Annotated in this window: 13 protein-coding genes, 1 tRNA gene and 1 pseudogene; 13 read left to right on the top strand and 2 right to left on the bottom strand. The window is 67.0% G+C overall.

The window, feature by feature from the left end; genetic code table 11:
• Positions 1 to 70: 70 nt before the first annotated feature.
• A complete protein-coding gene (gene gloB, locus P0M04_RS27470; protein WP_259451172.1) occupies positions 71 to 868 on the bottom strand; it encodes a hydroxyacylglutathione hydrolase in 798 nt (265 codons plus the stop codon).
• Between the two features lie 23 nt (positions 869 to 891).
• Here gloB and P0M04_RS27465 point away from each other — a divergent pair, with 23 nt between their 5' ends.
• The 11 genes from P0M04_RS27465 (at position 892) to P0M04_RS27415 (ending at position 10799) form a co-directional block, all read left to right on the top strand.
• A complete protein-coding gene (locus P0M04_RS27465) occupies positions 892 to 1677 on the top strand; it encodes a class I SAM-dependent methyltransferase (RefSeq protein WP_259451173.1) in 786 nt (261 codons plus the stop codon).
• A 27-nt stretch (positions 1678 to 1704) separates the two neighbouring features.
• On the top strand, positions 1705 to 2145 hold the full coding sequence (rnhA, locus tag P0M04_RS27460) for a ribonuclease HI (RefSeq protein WP_259451174.1): 441 nt from the start codon (positions 1705 to 1707) through the stop codon (positions 2143 to 2145).
• Positions 2146 to 2205: 60 nt separating this feature from the next.
• Complete coding sequence (gene dnaQ / locus P0M04_RS27455) at positions 2206 to 2913, top strand: DNA polymerase III subunit epsilon (RefSeq protein WP_258852107.1); 708 nt, start codon at positions 2206 to 2208, stop codon at positions 2911 to 2913.
• 70 nt (positions 2914 to 2983) lie between these two features.
• Positions 2984 to 3058 (top strand) — tRNA-Val (locus P0M04_RS27450).
• 152 nt (positions 3059 to 3210) lie between these two features.
• The gene (locus tag P0M04_RS27445; protein WP_259451175.1) at positions 3211 to 4827 is read left to right on the top strand and encodes an AMP-binding protein; all 1617 of its coding nucleotides are present in this window, start codon (positions 3211 to 3213) and stop codon (positions 4825 to 4827) included.
• Positions 4824 to 7211 (top strand): bifunctional salicylyl-CoA 5-hydroxylase/oxidoreductase, encoded by a 2388-nt coding sequence (locus P0M04_RS27440; protein ID WP_259451176.1) that lies wholly within the window; start codon positions 4824 to 4826, stop codon positions 7209 to 7211. The genes P0M04_RS27445 and P0M04_RS27440 overlap by 4 nt, the downstream gene beginning before the upstream one ends.
• Positions 7211 to 7966, top strand: a complete 756-nt coding sequence (locus P0M04_RS27435; RefSeq protein WP_259451177.1) for an SDR family NAD(P)-dependent oxidoreductase — start codon at positions 7211 to 7213, stop codon at positions 7964 to 7966. The genes P0M04_RS27440 and P0M04_RS27435 overlap by 1 nt, the downstream gene beginning before the upstream one ends.
• 44 nt (positions 7967 to 8010) lie before the next feature.
• Positions 8011 to 8415, top strand: a complete 405-nt coding sequence (locus tag P0M04_RS27430) for a MarR family winged helix-turn-helix transcriptional regulator (RefSeq protein WP_259451227.1) — start codon at positions 8011 to 8013, stop codon at positions 8413 to 8415.
• Between the two features lie 8 nt (positions 8416 to 8423).
• Complete coding sequence (locus tag P0M04_RS27425) at positions 8424 to 9242, top strand: enoyl-CoA hydratase family protein (protein WP_259451178.1); 819 nt, start codon at positions 8424 to 8426, stop codon at positions 9240 to 9242.
• Between the two features lies 1 nt (position 9243).
• Positions 9244 to 10398 (top strand): acyl-CoA dehydrogenase family protein, encoded by a 1155-nt coding sequence (locus tag P0M04_RS27420; protein ID WP_259451179.1) that lies wholly within the window; start codon positions 9244 to 9246, stop codon positions 10396 to 10398.
• A 2-nt stretch (positions 10399 to 10400) separates the two neighbouring features.
• Positions 10401 to 10799 (top strand): RidA family protein, encoded by a 399-nt coding sequence (locus P0M04_RS27415; RefSeq protein WP_259451180.1) that lies wholly within the window; start codon positions 10401 to 10403, stop codon positions 10797 to 10799.
• On the opposite strand, the gene P0M04_RS27410 is transcribed toward P0M04_RS27415, so the two are convergent.
• Complete coding sequence (locus tag P0M04_RS27410) at positions 10800 to 13031, bottom strand: LamG-like jellyroll fold domain-containing protein (protein ID WP_259451181.1); 2232 nt, start codon at positions 13029 to 13031, stop codon at positions 10800 to 10802.
• Between the two features lie 347 nt (positions 13032 to 13378).
• Between P0M04_RS27410 and P0M04_RS27405 the strand changes: the two genes are divergently transcribed.
• Entirely contained in the window at positions 13379 to 14854 is a 1476-nt protein-coding gene (locus P0M04_RS27405; protein ID WP_259451182.1) for a glycoside hydrolase family protein, read from the top strand.
• 26 nt (positions 14855 to 14880) lie between these two features.
• Positions 14881 to 18011, top strand: a pseudogene (locus tag P0M04_RS27400) (glycoside hydrolase family 2 TIM barrel-domain containing protein).
• The last annotated feature ends 56 nt before the right edge of the window (positions 18012 to 18067 follow it).

Genomic DNA, 18067 nt, shown 5'->3' with positions numbered 1-18067 from the left:
CACGCAACCGCCATCGACTGGCGGTTGCGTCGTCACACCGCCGCGCGGCAGCGCAGGCGTCATCACACGCTCAAAACACGTTCTTCCACTCGCGCAGCGCCGCGAATACCGTGACCGGGTCCGCACCCGGCGCAAGGCGTCCGGCCGCCGTCAGGCTGCCGATGATGGCGGGCTCGCGTGTGCGCAGGAACGGGTTCGTCGCCTTTTCGATGGCGATCGTCGACGGGATCGTGGGCAGGTGCGTGCCGCGCAGCTGGCTGTCGTGGGCGATGCGCAGCTGCAGCGCGCGGTTGCCCGGTTCCAGCGCTTCCGCAAAGCGCAGGTTCGACAGCGTATATTCGTGGGCACAATAGACCAGCGTATCGTCGGGAAGGGCGGCCAGCTTCGCGAGCGAGGCCATCATCTGCGCCGGCGTTCCTTCGAACAGGCGGCCGCAACCGCCGCCGAACAGGGTGTCGCCGCAAAACAGCCAGTGCGCACCGGTGTCCTTGCGCACGTAGGCGATGTGACCCTTCGTGTGGCCGGGGACGTCCAGCACCGCCAGTTCGAGTGCGAGGCCCGGCACCTGGACGCGATCCCCTTCGCCCACCGGGTGGTTGACGACGGCGATGCCGTCGTTGCGCGGACCGTAGACGGGCACGTTGCTGTGTTCGAGCAAGCGCGTCACGCCGCCAATGTGGTCAGCATGGTGATGGGTGAGTAGAATGGCGGTCAGGGTCAGGCCGTTGGCCTGCAGGGCCGCGAGGATCGGTTCGGCGTCGCCCGGGTCGACCACTGCCGCATGCGCGCCGTCATGGATAATCCAGAGATAGTTATCCTTGAAGGCCGGCACGGTCAGCACTGCGAGTTCAGTGGGCACAGGAATCATATGGGTATCGATAAAGGTTGGGCATGGACAGCGCGGCATCCGAAAAATCCATTATAGCGCTCGACCACTGGCTGCAGTCGCCGGCGGGCGCGTACGTGCGCGCCTGGGAACAGGCGTGCCTGGACGAGTTGACCGTCGATATTTTCGGCTTCAACGCGATCCAGATCGGGGTGCCGCAGATCGATGCGCTGGCCGCCAACCGCATGCCGAATAAATGGCAGGCCGCGACGCGCACGTCGACGGCCGACGAACTGATTTATGCCGCCACCGGCAAGCAGATCGCGGTGGCGCTGGACTTCGCCGACCTGCCGTTCGCATCGCAAAGCCTGGACCTCGTCGTGCTGCCGCACGTGCTCGAGTTCGCGGCCGAGCCGCACCAGGTGCTGCGCGAAGTCGAGCGCGTGCTGATCCCGGAAGGGCAGGTGATCATCTGCGGCTTCAACCCGGCCAGCCTGTGGGGCGTGCGCCAGGGGATGGGGCGCATCACGAGCAGCGACTACCTGCCGGCGGCGGGGGAGTTCATCTCTATGCCCCGCCTGAAAGACTGGTTAAAATTGTTGAATCTCGGCGTGACGCGCAGCCATTTCGGCTGCTACGCGCCGCCGTTCCGGACCGCGCAATGGCTCAACCGCTTCGCCTTCGTCGAGGGGGCGGGGCGGCGCTGGTGGCCGTATCTCGGCGCGGTGTACATCGTCCACGCGATCAAGCGCGTGAAGGGCATGCACATCATCGGCCCGGCCTGGAACAAGAAGCCCGGCAAGGCGCCGCAGGCGGTGCCGGCCACGAACCGCAACGAACATCACAAGTAAGTTAAAGCAAAAGGAAGAAAGCGCAGCATGACCAAAGTTGAGATTTATACCGACGGCGCCTGCAAGGGAAACCCGGGCACCGGCGGCTGGGGCGCGCTGCTCGTGGCCGATGGCGGCCACGAAAAGGAAATCTTCGGCGGCGAGCCGAACACCACCAACAACCGCATGGAACTGCGCGCCGTGATCGAGGCGCTCACTGTCCTCAACCGCCCGTGCCAGGTCGTCCTGCACACCGACAGCCAGTATGTCCAGAAGGGGATCTCGGAATGGATCCACGGCTGGAAGGCGCGCGGCTGGAAGACGTCGACGAAGGAACCTGTCAAGAACGACGATCTGTGGAAGGCGCTGGACGCCGCCCAGCAGCAGCACGCCGTCGAATGGCGCTGGGTGCGCGGCCATAACGGGCATCCTGGCAACGAGCGCGCGGACGCCCTGGCGAACATGGGCGCCGCATCGGTAAAGCGCTGATTTTGCTCATTTTTGTTATACTGAGTGGTTCTTTCCAACGCTTTTTGAGTCAACACGCGCATGCGCCAAATCGTCCTCGATACCGAAACCACAGGCCTGAATCCGCGCACCGGCGACCGCATCATCGAGGTCGGCTGCGTCGAGATCTTCAACCGCAAGCTGACCGGCAACAACTTCCACCGCTACATCAATCCCGAGCGCGACTCGGACGAAGCGGCACTGGCGGTCCACGGCCTGACGACCGAGTTCCTCAGCGATAAGCCGAAATTCCACGAGATCGCCCACGAACTGCGCGAATTCGTGCAGGGCGCCGAGATCATCATCCACAACGCGCCGTTCGACCTGGCGTTCCTGAACCACGAGTTCGAGCGCATGGGCCTGCCGCCTTTCATCGAACACTGCTCGGGCGTCATCGACACCCTCGTGCACGCAAAGGAACTGCACCCGGGCAAGCGCAACTCGCTGGACGCGCTGTGCGACCGCTACGGCATCTCGAACGCGCACCGCAAGCTGCACGGCGCACTGCTGGACTCGGAGCTGCTGGCCGACGTCTACCTGGCAATGACGCGTGGCCAGAACACGTTGTCGATGGATGTCGAGGTCGAGGCGAGTGGTGGCGGCATCGTGCTGGAAGCCGGTCCGCTGGGCGAGATCCTCGTGCTGCCTGCTGCAGCCGACGAGCTCGCTGAGCACGAGAATGTCCTGGCCGCACTCGACAAAGGCGTGAAGGGAGAATGTGTTTGGAGAAAATATTCTCCGCAGGGGTGACAAAACGCAAAACTCCCCCTATAATGCTCGTCATTGCAGCGACGCAATCGCAGCAAAGCAGTAAAAAGTAGGGCGGTTAGCTCAGGGGTAGAGCACAGCATTCACACTGCTGGGGTCGCAAGTTCGAAACTTGCACCGCCCACCAGGATTCAGTCAAAAAGGCCAGCTTCCAGCTGGCCTTTTTGCGTTTGACGCCATGTTCTCGGAGTTGTCTATGCAACCCGGCTTGCACGCCCAGATACTTTAGGCTTAAAGTATCTCCCGGTTCCAGACCGATCTTTTCTCCGGGGGCGCTTCATGACGAGCTTGTCCGCTGCAGAATCAAGTCCTTCGGCCCACGTCGACACGTTCGCGCGGGACCACCTCCCGCCCGCCGACCTGTGGCCGGACCTCGTGTTCGACCTGCCCGCGCTCCGGTATCCTGCGCGGCTGAATTGCGTGACGGAACTGCTGGACCGCCACGTCGACGCCGGACGCGGCGGCCGCACCGCCATCCTGGGCGACAAGGTCACCTGGACCTATGCCGAACTCATGCAGCAAGTCGACCGCATCGCCCACGTGCTGCGCACGGACCTGGGCCTCGTCCCCGGCAATCGCGTGCTGCTGCGCGGCGCCAACTGCCCGATGATGGCGGCCGCGATCCTCGCCGTGTTCAAGGCCGGCCTCGTCGCCGTGCCGACGATGCCCCTGCTGCGGGCGCGCGAGCTGGGCATCATCCTCGACAAGGCGCGGGTGAACGCCGTGCTGTGTGCCCGGCCGCTCGCGGACGAACTCGAACAGGTGGCGGATCATCCGCCCGTCGTGTACTTCCAGGACCCGGACGGCCTGGAAGCGCTCATGGCCCGCCACGATGCGCGGTTCGGGCCCGTCGACACGGCCGCCGCCGACGTCTGCCTCATCAGCTTCACGTCAGGCACGACCGGCGTGCCGAAGGGCACGATGCACTTCCACCGCGACATCCTGGCGATCTGCGACTGCTTCCCGCCGCATACGCTGGGCGCGCACGCGGACGACATCTTCATCGGCACGCCGCCGCTGGCTTTTACCTTCGGACTGGGCGGGCTGCTGCTGTTTCCCATGCGCGTCGGTGCGGCGGGCGTCCTGCTCGAAAAACTGGCGCCGGAAGGTCTGCTGGCGGCGATCGAGCGGTTCAAAGCCACGGTCTGCTTCACGGCGCCCACGTTCTACCGCCAGATGACGCCCCTGGTGCCGCGCTACGACCTGCGCTCGCTGCAGAAATGCGTGTCCGCCGGCGAGGCGCTGCCGCTGGCGACGCGTGAAGCGTGGAAGGCGGCCACCGGCATCGACATGATCGACGGCATCGGCGCGACGGAACTGCTGCACATCTTCATTTCGGCGAGCGGCACCGACATCCGGCCAGGCGCGACCGGCAAGCCCGTCCCCGGCTACCGCGCCTGCGTGCTCGACGACGACGGCGAACCGGTCGGCCCCGGCGTGATCGGACGGCTCGCCGTCAAAGGGCCGACGGGCTGCCGCTACCTGGCCGACGAACGCCAGCGCGACTATGTGCTGAACGGCTGGAACCTGACCGGCGACAGCTATGAGATGGACGCCGACGGCTATTTCCATTACCGCTCGCGCACGGACGACATGATCATCTCGGCCGGCTACAACATCGCCGGGGCCGAAGTGGAAGACGTGCTGTTGCGGCATCCGGCCGTCGCCGAGTGCGGGGTCGTGGGCCGGGCCGACGAGGAGCGCGGCCAGATCGTGGAGGCGCACGTCGTGCTCAAGCCCGGCTTCAAACAGACGGAAGCGACGGCGCGCCTGTTGCAGGACTTCGTCAAGGCGCAGATCGCGCCCTATAAATACCCGCGCGCCGTGCGCTTCACCGATAAGCTGCCGCGCACGGAGACGGGCAAGCTGCAGCGCTACAAACTGCGACAATCATGAACATCGTCTGCATCGGCGGCGGGCCCGCCGGCTTGTACTTCGCCCTGCTGATGAAGAAGCAGGACCCGGCACACCGCATCGTCGTCGTGGAACGCAACCGCCCGTACGATACGTTCGGGTGGGGCGTCGTGTTCTCCGACCAGACCCTCGGCAACCTCGTCGCGGCCGACGAGCCGACGGCGCGCAGCATCCTGCACGCGTTCAACCACTGGGACGACATCGACGTGTTCTTCAAGGGCGAGCGCATCACGTCCGGCGGCCACGGGTTCTGCGGCATCGGCCGCAAGCGGCTGCTGAACATCCTGCAGCAGCGCTGCGAGGAACTGGGCGTGGAGCTCGTGTTCGAGACCGACGTGCAGGACGACCAGACCGTCGCCGCGCGCTACGGGGCCGACCTCGTCGTCGCGGCCGATGGCATCAACAGCCGCACCCGGGCGCGCCATGCGGCCGCGTTCCAGCCGTTCGTCGAGACGCGCCGGTGCCGCTTCGTGTGGCTCGGGACGAAAAAGAAATTCGATGCGTTCACGTTCGTGTTCAAGGAGACCCCGTTCGGCTGGTTCCAGGCCCACATCTACCAGTTCGACGGCGACACGTCCACGTTCATCGTCGAGACGCCGGAAGACGTCTGGCGCAAGGCGGGCCTGGCGGATATGCCGCAGGAGGAGGGCATCGCCTTCTGCGAGCGGCTGTTCGCCGAGCACCTGGACGGGCACCCGCTGCTGTCGAACGCGAGTCACCTGCGCGGGGCCGCCATCTGGATCGCCTTCCCCCGCATCGTCTGCGAGCGCTGGGTGCACTGGAACGGCGACGTTCCCGTCGTGCTGATGGGCGATGCCGCGCACACGGCGCACTTTTCGATCGGTTCCGGCACCAAGCTGGCGCTGGAAGACGCGATCGAACTGGCGCGCTGCGTGCGGGAACACGGCAGCGACGTGCGCGCGGCGCTGGATGCGTACCAGGCGAGCCGCTCGGTCGAAGTGTTGAAGATCCAGTCGGCCGCGCGCAACTCGATGGAGTGGTTCGAGAACGTGGAGCGCTACGGCGCGCTGGATGCGGAGCAGTTCGCGTACTCGATGCTCACGCGCAGCCAGCGCATCTCGCACGAGAACCTGCGCCTGCGCGACCCCGGCTATGTCGCGCATTTCGAGGACTGGTTCGCGCGCCGCGCGTGTGCGCAGGCGGGCGCGCAGTGGGGCGTCCACCTGCCGGAGAACTCGCATGTGCCGCCGATGTTCACGCCGCTGCGCGTGCGCGACGTCTTCCTGAAGAACCGCATCGTCGTCTCGCCGATGGCGCAGTATTCGGCCGTCGACGGCGTGCCCGGCGATTATCACCTCGTGCACCTGGGCGCGCGGGCGCTGGGCGGGGCGGCACTCGTGATGGCCGAGATGACGTGCATCTCCGCCGACGCGCGCATCACGCCGGCCTGCCCGGGCATGTACGCGCCGGCGCACACGGCCGCGTGGAAGCGCATCGTCGACTTCGTGCATGGGCAGACCGATGCGCGTATCGGCATCCAGCTGGGCCACGCCGGGGCGAAAGGGTCGACGCGCCCGATGTGGGACGGCATCGACCAGCCGCTCCCCGACCACAACTGGCCATTGATCGCGGCGTCGGAGCAGCAGTACCTGCCAGGCATCTCGCAGGTGGCGCGTGCCGCGACGGAAGCCGATCTCGCGCGCGTCGAGGCCGATTTCGTGCGTGCCACGTTGGCGGCCGACGCGGCCGGATTCGACTGGCTCGAACTGCATTGCGCGCACGGGTATCTGCTGTCGTCGTTCATGTCGCCGCTGACGAACCGGCGGACGGACGACTACGGCGGCAGCCTGGAAAACCGTTGCCGCTATCCGCTGCGCGTGTTCCGCGCGATGCGCGCCGTGTGGCCGGCCGGGAAGCCGATGAGCGTGCGGATCTCGGCCCATGACTGGGTCGAGGGCGGCATCACGCCGGCCGACGCCGTGCACATCGCACGCCTGTTCAAGGACGCGGGCGCCGACATGATCGATTGCTCGTCGGGCCAGGTCAGCAAGGAGGAGCGGCCGGTCTTCGGCCGCATGTACCAGACGCCGTTCGCGGACCGCATCCGCAACGAGGCCGGGATCCCGACGATCGCCGTCGGGGCCATCTACGAAGCGGACCACGCCAACAGCATAATCGCCGCCGGGCGCGCGGACCTGTGCGCGGTGGGCCGGCCGCACTTGGCCAATCCCGCGTGGACCCTGGCGGAGGCGGCGAAGATCGGCGTCACGGCGGTCGCGTGGCCGAAGCAGTATCTGGCCGGGAAGGCGCAGCTGGAACGCAATCTGGAACGCGAACGCCAGCTGGCGGCCGCGAACACGGGCCTGACGCCGCAGCAGGTGGCGGCGCGGCTGCTGGAGGGTTGATGGAGACGTTACAAGGAAAACACGCCGTGGTGACGGGCGCCAGCCGGGGCATCGGCCTCGCGATCGCGCATGCGTTGATGGCGCAAGGTGCGCGGATCACGTTGATGGCGCGCGATGCCCGCGCGCTGGAGGCGGCAGCCGCGGAACTGGGCGGCGACACGGCCTGGCAGGCGGTGGACGTGACGGATGCGGAGGGCGTGGCGGCCGCGTTCGCGCGTGCGGGCGCCGTGGACATCCTCGTCAACAACGCGGGCCAGGCCGCGTCGGCGCCGTTCGGCCGCACGGACGCCGCGCTGTGGCAGCGCATGCTGGACGTGAACCTGACCGGCGCCTACCACTGCATCCACGCCGCACTGCCGGGCATGCTGGATGCGGGCTGGGGCCGCGTCGTCAACGTCGCGTCGACGGCCGGCCTCACGGGCTACCGCTACGTGGCCGCGTACTGTGCGGCAAAGCACGGCCTCGTCGGCCTCACGCGCGCGCTGGCGCTGGAAGTGGCGAACAAAGGCGTCACCGTGAATGCCGTGTGCCCGGGCTTTACCGACACGGACATTGTCGCGGACGCCGTCGCCAACATCGTGCGCAAGACGGGGCGTACCGCAGACCAGGCGCGCGCGGAACTGGCGGCCGCCAACCCGCAGGGGCGGCTCCTGCAGCCGGACGAAGTGGCGCACGCCGTCGCGTGGCTGTGCATGCCCGGTGCGGCGGCGATGAATGGCCAGGCCATCGCGGTGGCCGGCGGGGAGGTGATGTGACGCCGGCCGACGACGCCCCCCTCGACCTGAAACTGTGGCTGCGCATGCTGTCCTGCACGGTGCGTGTGGAGAACACCATCCGCAGCCGGCTGCGGACCGCGTTCGGCATCACCTTGCCGCGCTTCGATCTGATGGCGCAGCTGGAACGTCATCCGGAAGGATTGCGGATGGGCGAGCTGTCGAAGCGGATGATGGTCACGGGCGGCAATGTGACGGGCATCGCCGACCAGCTCGAGCGGGAAGAGCTCGTCGTGCGCGTGCCCGACCCGCAGGATGGGCGCGCGTTCATGCTGAAGCTGACGCCGCGCGGACGCGCCGCGTTCGCGGAGATGGCCGCCGTGCACCAGGGCTGGGTGGCGGACCTGTTCGGCGACATCTCTCCGAACGACAAGGCCACCATGATCGCGCTGCTGGATACGATGAAGCGGCAACTGAACGACCGGAACTAGGAGACCACATGCACCGCACGCAGCTGGCCGGCTACCGCGCCGAACATTTCCTGTATGAGGCGGACGGCGGCGTCGCCACCATCACGCTGAACCGCCCCGAGCGCAAGAACCCGCTGACGTTCGAATCGTACGCGGAGCTGCGCGACCTGTTCCGCGCGCTCGCGTACGCGGACGACGTGAAGGCCGTCGTGCTGACCGGCGCGGGCGGGAATTTCTGTTCCGGCGGCGACGTCCACGAGATCATCGGCCCGCTCACGCAACTGGACATGCCCGGCCTGCTCGCGTTCACGCGCATGACGGGGGACCTCGTGAAGGCGATGCTGGGCTGCCCGCAGCCCATCGTGGCGGCCGTCGACGGCGTGTGCGCGGGAGCCGGCGCGATCCTGGCGATGGCATCCGACCTGCGGCTCGCCAGCACCCGCGCGCGCACGGCGTTCCTGTTCACGAAGGTGGGCCTGGCCGGCTGCGACATGGGCGCCTGTTCGATCCTGCCGCGCCTCATCGGCCAGGGGCGGGCGGCGGAACTGCTGTACACGGGCCGTGCGATGTCGGCCGAGGAGGGCGAACGCTGGGGCTTTTATAACCGCCTGTGCGCGCCGGACGACGTGCCCGGCGAGGCGCAGGCACTGGCGCGCAGCCTCGCCGACGGCCCGACGTTCGCGCATGGGATGACGAAGAAGATGCTGCAGCAGGAGTGGTCGATGGGAATCGCGGAAGCCATCGAGGCGGAAGCCCAGGCGCAGGCGATCTGCATGGCGACGAACGACTTCCACCGCGCGTACCACGCCTTCGTCGCGAAGACGGCACCGCGCTTCGAAGGAGACTGACATGGCCGACAAACGCTATCTCGAGTGGCCGTTCTTCGACGGCCGGCACGTCGACATGGAAGCGGCGCTGGACGAATGGGCGGCCACGTACGTGCGCGATCTGCACGGCGCGGATGTCGATGCCGATTGCCGCCGCCTCGTGCGCCTGCTGGGCGAAGGCGGCTGGCTGCGGCACGCGATCGGCGGTGCCGGTTCTCCCATCGACACCCGCGCGATCTGCCTGATCCGCGAGACGCTGGCGCGCCACAACGGCCTCGCCGACTTCGCCTTCGCCATGCAGGGCCTCGGCTCCGGCGCGATCAGCCTGTTCGGGACGGAGGCCCAGCGCGAGCGCTACCTGCCCGGCGTGGCCCGCGGCGAGGCCATCGCGGCGTTCGCGTTGTCCGAGCCGGACGCGGGTTCCGATGTCGCCGCGCTGCGCTGCACGGCGCGGCTTGAGGGCGACGCTTACGTCCTCGCCGGCGAGAAGACGTGGATTTCGAATGGCGGCATCGCGGACTTCTACGTCGTGTTCGCGCGCACGGGCGAGGCGCCGGGCGCGCGCGGCATCAGCGCGTTCATCATCGACGCGGACACGCCGGGATTCACGATCGCGGAACGCATCGCCGTCATCGCGCCGCACCCGCTGGCGCGGCTGCGGTTCGAGGATTGCCGCGTGCCGGCGGCGCAGCGCATCGGCGCTGCCGGGCAGGGGTTCAAGGTGGCGATGGCGACCCTGGACGTGTTCCGCACGTCCGTCGCGGCGGCCGCCCTCGGGTTCGCGCGGCGCGCCTTCGACGACGCGCTGGCCCATGCCACGCAGCGGCAGATGTTCGGTCAGACGCTCGCGGACTTCCAGTTGACGCAGGCGAAGTTCGCGCAGATGGCCACGAGCATCGACGCGAGCGCGCTGCTGACCTACCGCGCCGCGTGGCAGCGCGACCGCGGCGGCAAGGTGACGAAGGAAGCGGCGATGGCGAAGATGACGGCGACCGAGTCGGCGCAGCAGGTGATCGACGCGGCGGTGCAGATGTTCGGCGGCCTCGGTGTCACGCGCGGCCATCCGGCGGAGCGGTTGTATCGCGAGATCCGGGCCTTGCGCATCTACGAGGGCGCCACGGAAGTGCAGCAACTGATCATCGCGCGCGAACTGCTGCGCGAGGCGAAGGAAGAGTGAACATGGAGATACTCCAACCACCCGGGTGGCCGCGCCCGCGCGGGTACGCGAACGGCATCGCGGCGCGCGGCCGCCTCGTGTTCGTAAGCGGGATGATCGGCTGGAACGCGGACGGGCAGTTCGACAGCGACAATTTCACGGCGCAGGCCGGCCAGGCGCTGCGCAACGTCGTGGAAGTATTGCGCGAGGCCGGAGCGGGCCCCGAGCACATCGTACGCATGACGTGGTACGTGGTCGACAAGCGCGAATACCTGGCCGCCGGCAGCGTCCTCGGCGGCGTCTACCGCGAGATCATCGGCGCCCATTATCCGGCCATGACGGCCGTCGAAGTGCGCGCACTGATCGAGGATCGCGCGCGCGTGGAGATCGAAGCGACGGCTGTGGTGCCGGACTCCGGCTGATCAGCTGGCGGCGATCAGCGCGGCGATGTCGGCCGCCGTCAGCGCCCCGCGGTAGATACGGAACTCATCGATCTTGCCGTTGAAGTAAGGGTCGCCGGAGTACTGCGAACGGCCGATCCAGTTCTGGCTAGTGCCGCCCAGCTGCCATGGCGGCAGGAACTCGGCGTTGTTGGTGCCGGCCACGGCGCCGTTCACGTACAGGGTGGCGAGCTGGCCCGACAGGGTGACGGCCACGTGGACCCACTGCGCGGTCGGCAGCGCGGCCGTCCCCGTCACGGCCTGTTCGCCTTTGCCGCCGTCGACGGTGATGGCGAAGCGCACGGTACCGCTGCCCGAGCGCGGCGTCAGGAACATGTAGCGGCCGGTGCCCGAGCCGAAATCGAAGATCCGTTCCCAGTTGCGCGAAGCGTTCCAGTACACCCAGCAGGCCACCGTGAAGTCCGTCAGGTCGGTCACCAGGTTGGCCGGGAGGCTCACGTAGTCCGTGCTGCCGTTCAGCGCCACGGCGCTGCCCGACTTGCCGGTGCCCCAGGCGGCGCTGCCCGTCAGCGTGCCGGCATGGCCCTGGCCGCTGGCGTCGGAGACCACCGTACCGGTGCCCTCGTTGCACGCCAAGGAGGTATGCAGCGTATTGCCGACCTTCGCCGTGGCCCGGTTCGAATCCGCAGTCACGCCGCCGGGGATATTCCCGGACACGACGTAATACCAGGTGCCCGCACCCGGATTGTCGGTGTACGTCAGCAGGTCCGTGACGTTGCTGGTGAGGGTGGTCCAGGGGCCGCTGGTCGACGCCGCGCGCTTGACGTTGTAGCTGGTGGCGTAGGCGCTGCCCCACCACGACAGTTCGACCTTGCCGGCCGGCGTGCGCGCTTTCAGTCCGCTCGGCGCCGCACCCGCGGCGATCGGGTCGCGCGTGCAGGTGAGGGTGCCGTAGCCCAGCTGGTCGAAGCCGCCGCTCGTCGAGCCGTAGTTGCCGCCGCCGCCTTCCGGCTGCACCAGCAGCGCGAACTTCTTCGAATACGGGGCCGCGAGGCCCTTGCGGTTCACGTAATGGTTGTACACCAGCGCCCAACAGGGCCGGACGTTGCCCTGGCCGCCCGTCGCGAACACGGTCTGGTTGACGTTGTCGGCGTTGTTATAAGGGACGTAGGGTACCGTGTAATACGTCGTGCCCGACTGGATCAGGTTCGCCTTGGCCACGTATTCCGCGCCCATCAGGAAGCGGTTGTTGTCGTAGCCGTACAGGTCTACGCCCTGGTTCCAGGCCATCTCGCACATGGCGCCCATCAGCGCGATGCCGAGCGTGTTGTGGCCCTGGTCGCGTCCCGATTCCTGCCATTGGCCCAGGAAGCCCGGGTGGACGTAGTAGACGGCCTGCGCCACGGCGCCGTTGCCCGCGCCGGACTTGAAATAGTTGACGGCCTCGTCGAACAGGCTCTGATCGTCGCACAGCACGCCGATGGCCATGATCGAAGCCATGTTGCACAGGTCCCAGTTGGCCCAGTAGTGCGTGACGTCCGTGCCGTTGTGGCGGATGAGGAAGTCGTGGTTGATCGGATAGAACACGGTCTTCATCATGTTCTGGAAGCGCGCGAAATCCGCCGCGGCCCAGCCGCTGTAGGTGCGCATGATCTCGCCCGCGTTGGCGAATTCGTAGCCGTAGATGCCGGCGGCCAGCTGCGAGTTCGAGTCGCCGCCGATCGTGGTCAGCGTCGACGACCACCCGTTGATGATCTGCACGGCCTTGTTCGCGTAGTTGATGTCCCCCGAGACTTTCCAGCGCAGCGCGCACGCATAGGCGGCGGCCACGTCGTTGTACAGGATCCAGTAGTTTTCCGCATGGACGCCGTCGTTGCCGCGGTAGATGGCAGCCTGCGGATTCGGCGTGTAGCCGAGGCTCGCGTGCGAATTGTTGACCAGGAGGTTCCAGCTGTCGGACCACGGGCTGGTCGTGTATTTCGCGGCCATGCGGGTGAAATCGGCCTGGGTGTGCAGCAGGCCCGGATGGACGAAGGCGGTGGCTGCGCCGGCGCCGCTCATCGTCCCCGTGGTAAGCGTCCGGGTGGCGGGTGAGTCGGCGCCACTGCCGCCACAACCGGCGAGGGCGAGTGCGCCGAGGCTCAGCAGGAATTCGCGGCGTCCCAGCAGGGCGCGCGATTCCTCGTCCGGGGCGTCGGCGAGTGTCAGGGGAGTGGTGGGGGTATTCTGGTCGTGCGGATCCATTCTTTGCATTGGCGTCTCCATGCCGTCGAGGCGTATGTTGGACTGCGATCGAAGGGTGCTGCCGTACTGCCGCGCCGATGCTAGCACGTATGCACGCGGTTTTGTTATCGTTAACCACGATCTTTATCAAATGCCTTGCCATGTCCAAAACATATCCGTTTCGATAAAAAAGGCATGCCTGCTCCGCCGTCCCCGCCGTTATCATGTCTCGCATCGTAGACCGGGGTCCGGAAAAGCCGGAGCATTCTTGACATCGTTTCGAGATGTGATATAACTGGTCAAGTTATCGATACCAAAATAAATCAAACACAAGCCCGGCGGCGGCACGATCCGCACACGGGCAAGGAGACGACCCGTTGTTTACGTTACGTGCGTTCGCGCGCCGCTGCGTCGCGCCGCTTGCCGTGCTGCTGGGGTGCGTGACCGCGAATGCCGCCGTGGCCGCGGAGAACCGGCTGCAGGTGCACCCGTTCCCGAATCCCATCCGCTATTCGCACCACAACGACGACTACACGGTGCGCGTGCGCGTACCCGGCGGGCAGTGGCAGGACCTGTACGAGTACAACGTGAAGGTCGACCTCGACAAGCCGCAGGATGCGTCGATGGTCTACTTCAATTTCGACGGCACGGTGGAAGTGGCGGTCCAGAAGAACAACGGCACGTTCTCGAAAGTGGTCGTGCGGCCGGATGCGAAAGGCGTCAAGCCGGTCGTCCGCGACGGCATCGCGTACTTCACGCTGCGCCGCCCGCAGAACCTGAGCGTGGAATTCGACGACGACCGCCTGCACAACCTGCACATGTTTACGCACGCGATCCGCGCCGACATGCCGGCCGTGCCGGCGAACCTGGCCTCGAACGACATCGGCACGGGCACGACGCCCGATTTCACGCAGCCCGTCGTGTTCTTCGGACCGGGCATCCACAGCGGCGACTTCCGGCTGCGTTCGCACACGAAGGTGTACATCCACGGCGCCGCGATCCTGAAAAGCCCGCTCGTGATCGACGGCGTCGAAGACGTGAAGGTGATTAGCGACGGGCTGTTCACCGGCACCGACGTGACTACCATCCGGAATTCGCGCAACATCGAGATCGACGGCCCCATCGCCATCAACCAGCCGCACGGCACGATGCGCTGCATTACGTCGCAGGATCTCGTCGAAAAGAACATCCGCACGATCGGCGCCGGCCAATGGTCGGACGGCCTGGGCCACTTCGCGTGCGAGCGCGTGACGATCGCCGACAGCTTCGTGCGCACGTCGGACGACTGCCTGACGTTCTACAACCACCGCTGGGACATCTGGGGCAATACGCGCGACGTGCAGGTCCGCGACACGACCCTGTGGGCCGATATCGCGCACGCCGTCATGATCGGCATCCACGGCAATACCCCGACCCCGGCGCATCCGCAGAGCGAGGTGCTGGAGCGCCTGCGCTTTTCCAACATCGACATCCTCGATCACGACGAGGACGATCCGGAATACGAGGGCGCTCTCGGCATCATGGCCGGCGACGACAACCTGGTGCGCGACGTCGTGTTCGAGGACATCCGCGTCGACCGCATCGAGGAAGGGAAGCTTTTCAACCTGAAGATCGCGTACACGGCCAAGTACAACACGAGCCCGGGCCTGGGCATCGAGAACGTCACCTTGCGCAACATCCATTACACGGGCAGGGGTGCACCGAGCGCCAGCGCCATCACGGGCCGCGACGCCGCGCGCAAGGTGAAGAACGTGACGATTGAGAACGTGACCGTGGCGGGCAGGCGCCTCACCGCGCCCGAGGCGGGGTCGCTCGAGGTGAACGAGTTCGTCGACGGTCTACGCTTTCGCTGACATAACAAAAACGACAAAGGAGACACATGGAATCAACGAACATCATCGCGGCCGTCCTGCTGGCGACGGCGGCACTCCCGGCGCTGGCGGCCCAGCCGAAACCGGCCGAGTGGGAGCAGCCGGAAGTCGTCGCAGTCAACCGCGAGCCGATGAAGGCGACGTTCTTCAATTACGAATCGCGCGACAAAGCGCTGGCGGGCGACAAGGCCGCGTCGCAGTTTTACCTGTCGTTGGACGGCACGTGGAAGTTCAAGTATTCGCCGAACCCGGAAGTGCGTCCGCAGGATTTCTACAAGACGTCGTACGACGTCAGCAAGTGGGGACACATCCAGGTACCCGGCATGCTGCAGACGCAGGGTTATGGCAAGCCGATCTTCACCAACATTAAATATCCCTTTCCGCAGAACGAGCCGTTCATTCCGCACGAACTGAACGAGGTCGGCTCGTACCGCCGCGACTTCGACGTGCCCGCCGCGTGGAACGGCCGCGATGTGTTCCTGCAGATCGGCGCGGCCGGCGCAGCGTACTACGTTTGGGTCAACGGTCAAAAGGTCGGGTACTCCGAGGATTCCAAGCTGCCCGCCGAATTCGACCTGACCCGCTACGTGCACCCGGGCCGCAACACGATCGCCATCGAACTGTATCGCTGGGCGGACGGCTCCTACCTGGAAGACCAGGACTTCTGGCGCGTCAACGGCATCGAACGCAGCGTGTACGTGTACGCCGAACCGAAGACGCGGCTGCGCGACTACCGCGTGACGGCGGGCCTGGACAAGTCGAATTACCGCGACGGCCGCTTCGAACTCGTCGCCGAGATGGCGGGCGCGCCGGCGAAGGTCGAGGTCGAGGCGCGGGTGCTGGACGGCACGCGCGAGATCCTGCGCGTAAAAGGCACGCCGGGCGCGGACCGCAAGGCCGTGCTGACCGGCGCGGTCCCGGCGGTGAAACCGTGGTCGGCGGAGACGCCGAATCTCTACACGCTGTTGGTGGAAGTGACCGATGCGCAGGGCCGCCTCCTGTCGGCGACGTCGCGCCGCATCGGCTTTCGCACCGTCGAAATCGCCGACGGCGAAGTGCGCGTGAACGGCAGGCGCGTGATGATCAAGGGCGTCAACCGCCACGAGCACGACCCGGTCACGTACCGCGTGATGTCGATGGACTCCATGCGCAAGGACATCGAGTTGATGAAGCGCGCGAACGTGAACGCCGTGCGCGCGTCGCACTATCCGAACGATCCGCGCTGGTACGACCTGGCCGACGAATACGGCCTGTACATCATGGACGAGGCGGACCTCGAGTCGCACGGCTACATGGAGAAGGGCGACCAGGCGGGCGACCCGCAGAAGCGCGCGGCCATCCAGCTGGGCTACAAGCCGCACTGGCGCATCGGCCACCTGGACCGCATCTCGCGCATGGTCGAACGCGACAAGAACTCGCCGTCGATCATCTTCTGGTCGCTGGGGAACGAGGCCGGCACGGGGCCGAACTTCGAGAACGCGGCCGCATGGATCCGCAAGAACGACCCGACGCGCCTGATCAGCTACCTGGGCCACGGCACGATCGGCGAGGAACACCTGCCGAATGCCTACGTCGACATCTATGCGCCCATGTACGACGACATCGAGAAGATGGCGGATTACGCGCTCGATCCGAACTTCCGCCAGCCGATGATCCAGTGCGAGTACGCCCACGCGATGGGAAATTCGCTGGGCAACCTGGAGGATTACTGGCAGGTCATCCGCGCGCACCGCAAGCTGCAGGGCGGCTTCGTGTGGGACTGGGTCGACCAGAGCGTCATCGCGAAGGACGACAAGGGCCGCACGTACTGGGCGTCCGGCTTCGACCTGAACCCGGCGCGCGGCGACAACAGCGTCGTCGGCGACGGCGTCGTGCGCTCCGACCGCACGCCGGATCCGGAATACTACGAGCTGCAGAAAGTCTATTCGCCCGTCGTGTTCGAAGGCGATCCGGCCGCGGGCAGCGTCGAGGTCGTGAACCGCTACGATTTCCGCGACCTGTCGCACCTGTCGTTCGACTGGGAGCTGGCGCGCGACGGCGTCGTCGTCGCCCGCGGCACGCTTCCCGATGCGGCCACGCCGGCGGGGGCCCGCCAGAAACTGGCGCTGGCGCTGCCGGAGGGCGTGTCCGGCGGCGAACGCGTAATGACCGTGCGGGCCAGGAGCCGTGCGGCGCTGCCGGGTGTGGAGCAGGGCGCCGTCGTCGGCTGGTCGCAGTTCGTGCTGGCGGCCGCGCGCGCCCCGCAGGAGCAGCTGGCCACCGTGGCGCCCGTGCGCACGGACGGTGCGGTGGAGCTGCGTGCCGGCGACGCCGTGCTGCGCGTAGCGAAGGACACGGGTCTCGTGACCTATACCGTGGCCGGCCGCACGGTCCTGAAGGGAGGCGCGCCGAACTTCTGGCGCGGCCTGACGGACAACGACGAAGGCGCCGGTGTGGACAAGAGCCACAAGGTCTGGCAGACGTTCACGGAACAGCGCAAGGTGCGCGACGTGACCGTGACGGGCGACGGCGTACGCGTGCTGTTCAGCTTCGGCGCCGGCGCGGCGCACTGGGAAAACGTCTATCGCATGCGCGCCGGCGGCAGTGTCGACGTGCAGGCCAGCTTCACGCCGCTGCGCGACGACCTGCCGGATCCGCTGCGCCTGGGCCTGCGCTTCGACAGCCTGCCGCGCTCGACGCGCTGTCGTGGTACGGCCGCGGCCCGTACGAGTCGTACGCGGACCGCAAGACGGGATCGGCGCTCGGTCTGTACGCCGGCAAGGTGGCGGACCAGTACCACGGCTATATCCGGCCGCAGGAAAGCGGCAACAAGACGGACGTGCGCTGGTTCCAGCTGCAGGGGAGCGATGGCACGGGCATCCGCGTGGACGCGGACACGCCCATCGCGTTCAATGCGCTCGCGTTCCCTTACGAAGACCTGTACCTGCGGCCGCGCGGCACGTGGAAGAGTTCCGGGATCGTGCCGCATGGCGACGGTTCGGTCCTCATCGACCTGGCGCAGGCGGGCGTTGGCGGGGACACGGGCTGGAGCCTGGATGGCCGGCCGCACGTGAAGTACCGCATCCCGCTCGCGCCCGCCAGCTACCGCTTCGTGCTCGCCCCGTGCGTGCGCAGCGCGTGGCGGACAGGTGATCGATAACCGGGATATGCCCGTCCCGGATCACGACGCCGGCGCCCGTCAAGGCGCTGGCGTCG

The organism is Telluria mixta, assembly GCF_029223865.1.
Lineage (GTDB): Bacteria > Pseudomonadota > Gammaproteobacteria > Burkholderiales > Burkholderiaceae_D > Telluria > Telluria mixta.
This window is presented reverse-complemented; position numbering and strand designations above follow the sequence as displayed.

Bases quoted from the DNA above. Each gene is read 5' to 3' on its own strand.
- P0M04_RS27440 (WP_259451176.1), top strand. From the start codon at position 4,824: ATGAACATCGTCTGCATCGGCGGCGGGCCCGCCGGCTTGTACTTCGCC.
- P0M04_RS27425 (WP_259451178.1), top strand. From the start codon at position 8,424: ATGCACCGCACGCAGCTGGCCGGCTACCGCGCCGAACATTTCCTGTAT.
- P0M04_RS27430 (WP_259451227.1), top strand. From the start codon at position 8,011: ATGCTGTCCTGCACGGTGCGTGTGGAGAACACCATCCGCAGCCGGCTG.
- P0M04_RS27465 (WP_259451173.1), top strand. From the start codon at position 892: ATGGACAGCGCGGCATCCGAAAAATCCATTATAGCGCTCGACCACTGG.
- P0M04_RS27410 (WP_259451181.1), bottom strand. From the start codon at position 13,031: ATGCAAAGAATGGATCCGCACGACCAGAATACCCCCACCACTCCCCTG.
- gloB (WP_259451172.1), bottom strand. From the start codon at position 868: ATGATTCCTGTGCCCACTGAACTCGCAGTGCTGACCGTGCCGGCCTTC.
- P0M04_RS27420 (WP_259451179.1), top strand. From the start codon at position 9,244: ATGGCCGACAAACGCTATCTCGAGTGGCCGTTCTTCGACGGCCGGCAC.
- P0M04_RS27435 (WP_259451177.1), top strand. From the start codon at position 7,211: ATGGAGACGTTACAAGGAAAACACGCCGTGGTGACGGGCGCCAGCCGG.
- rnhA (WP_259451174.1), top strand. From the start codon at position 1,705: ATGACCAAAGTTGAGATTTATACCGACGGCGCCTGCAAGGGAAACCCG.
- P0M04_RS27445 (WP_259451175.1), top strand. From the start codon at position 3,211: ATGACGAGCTTGTCCGCTGCAGAATCAAGTCCTTCGGCCCACGTCGAC.
- dnaQ (WP_258852107.1), top strand. From the start codon at position 2,206: ATGCGCCAAATCGTCCTCGATACCGAAACCACAGGCCTGAATCCGCGC.
- P0M04_RS27415 (WP_259451180.1), top strand. From the start codon at position 10,401: ATGGAGATACTCCAACCACCCGGGTGGCCGCGCCCGCGCGGGTACGCG.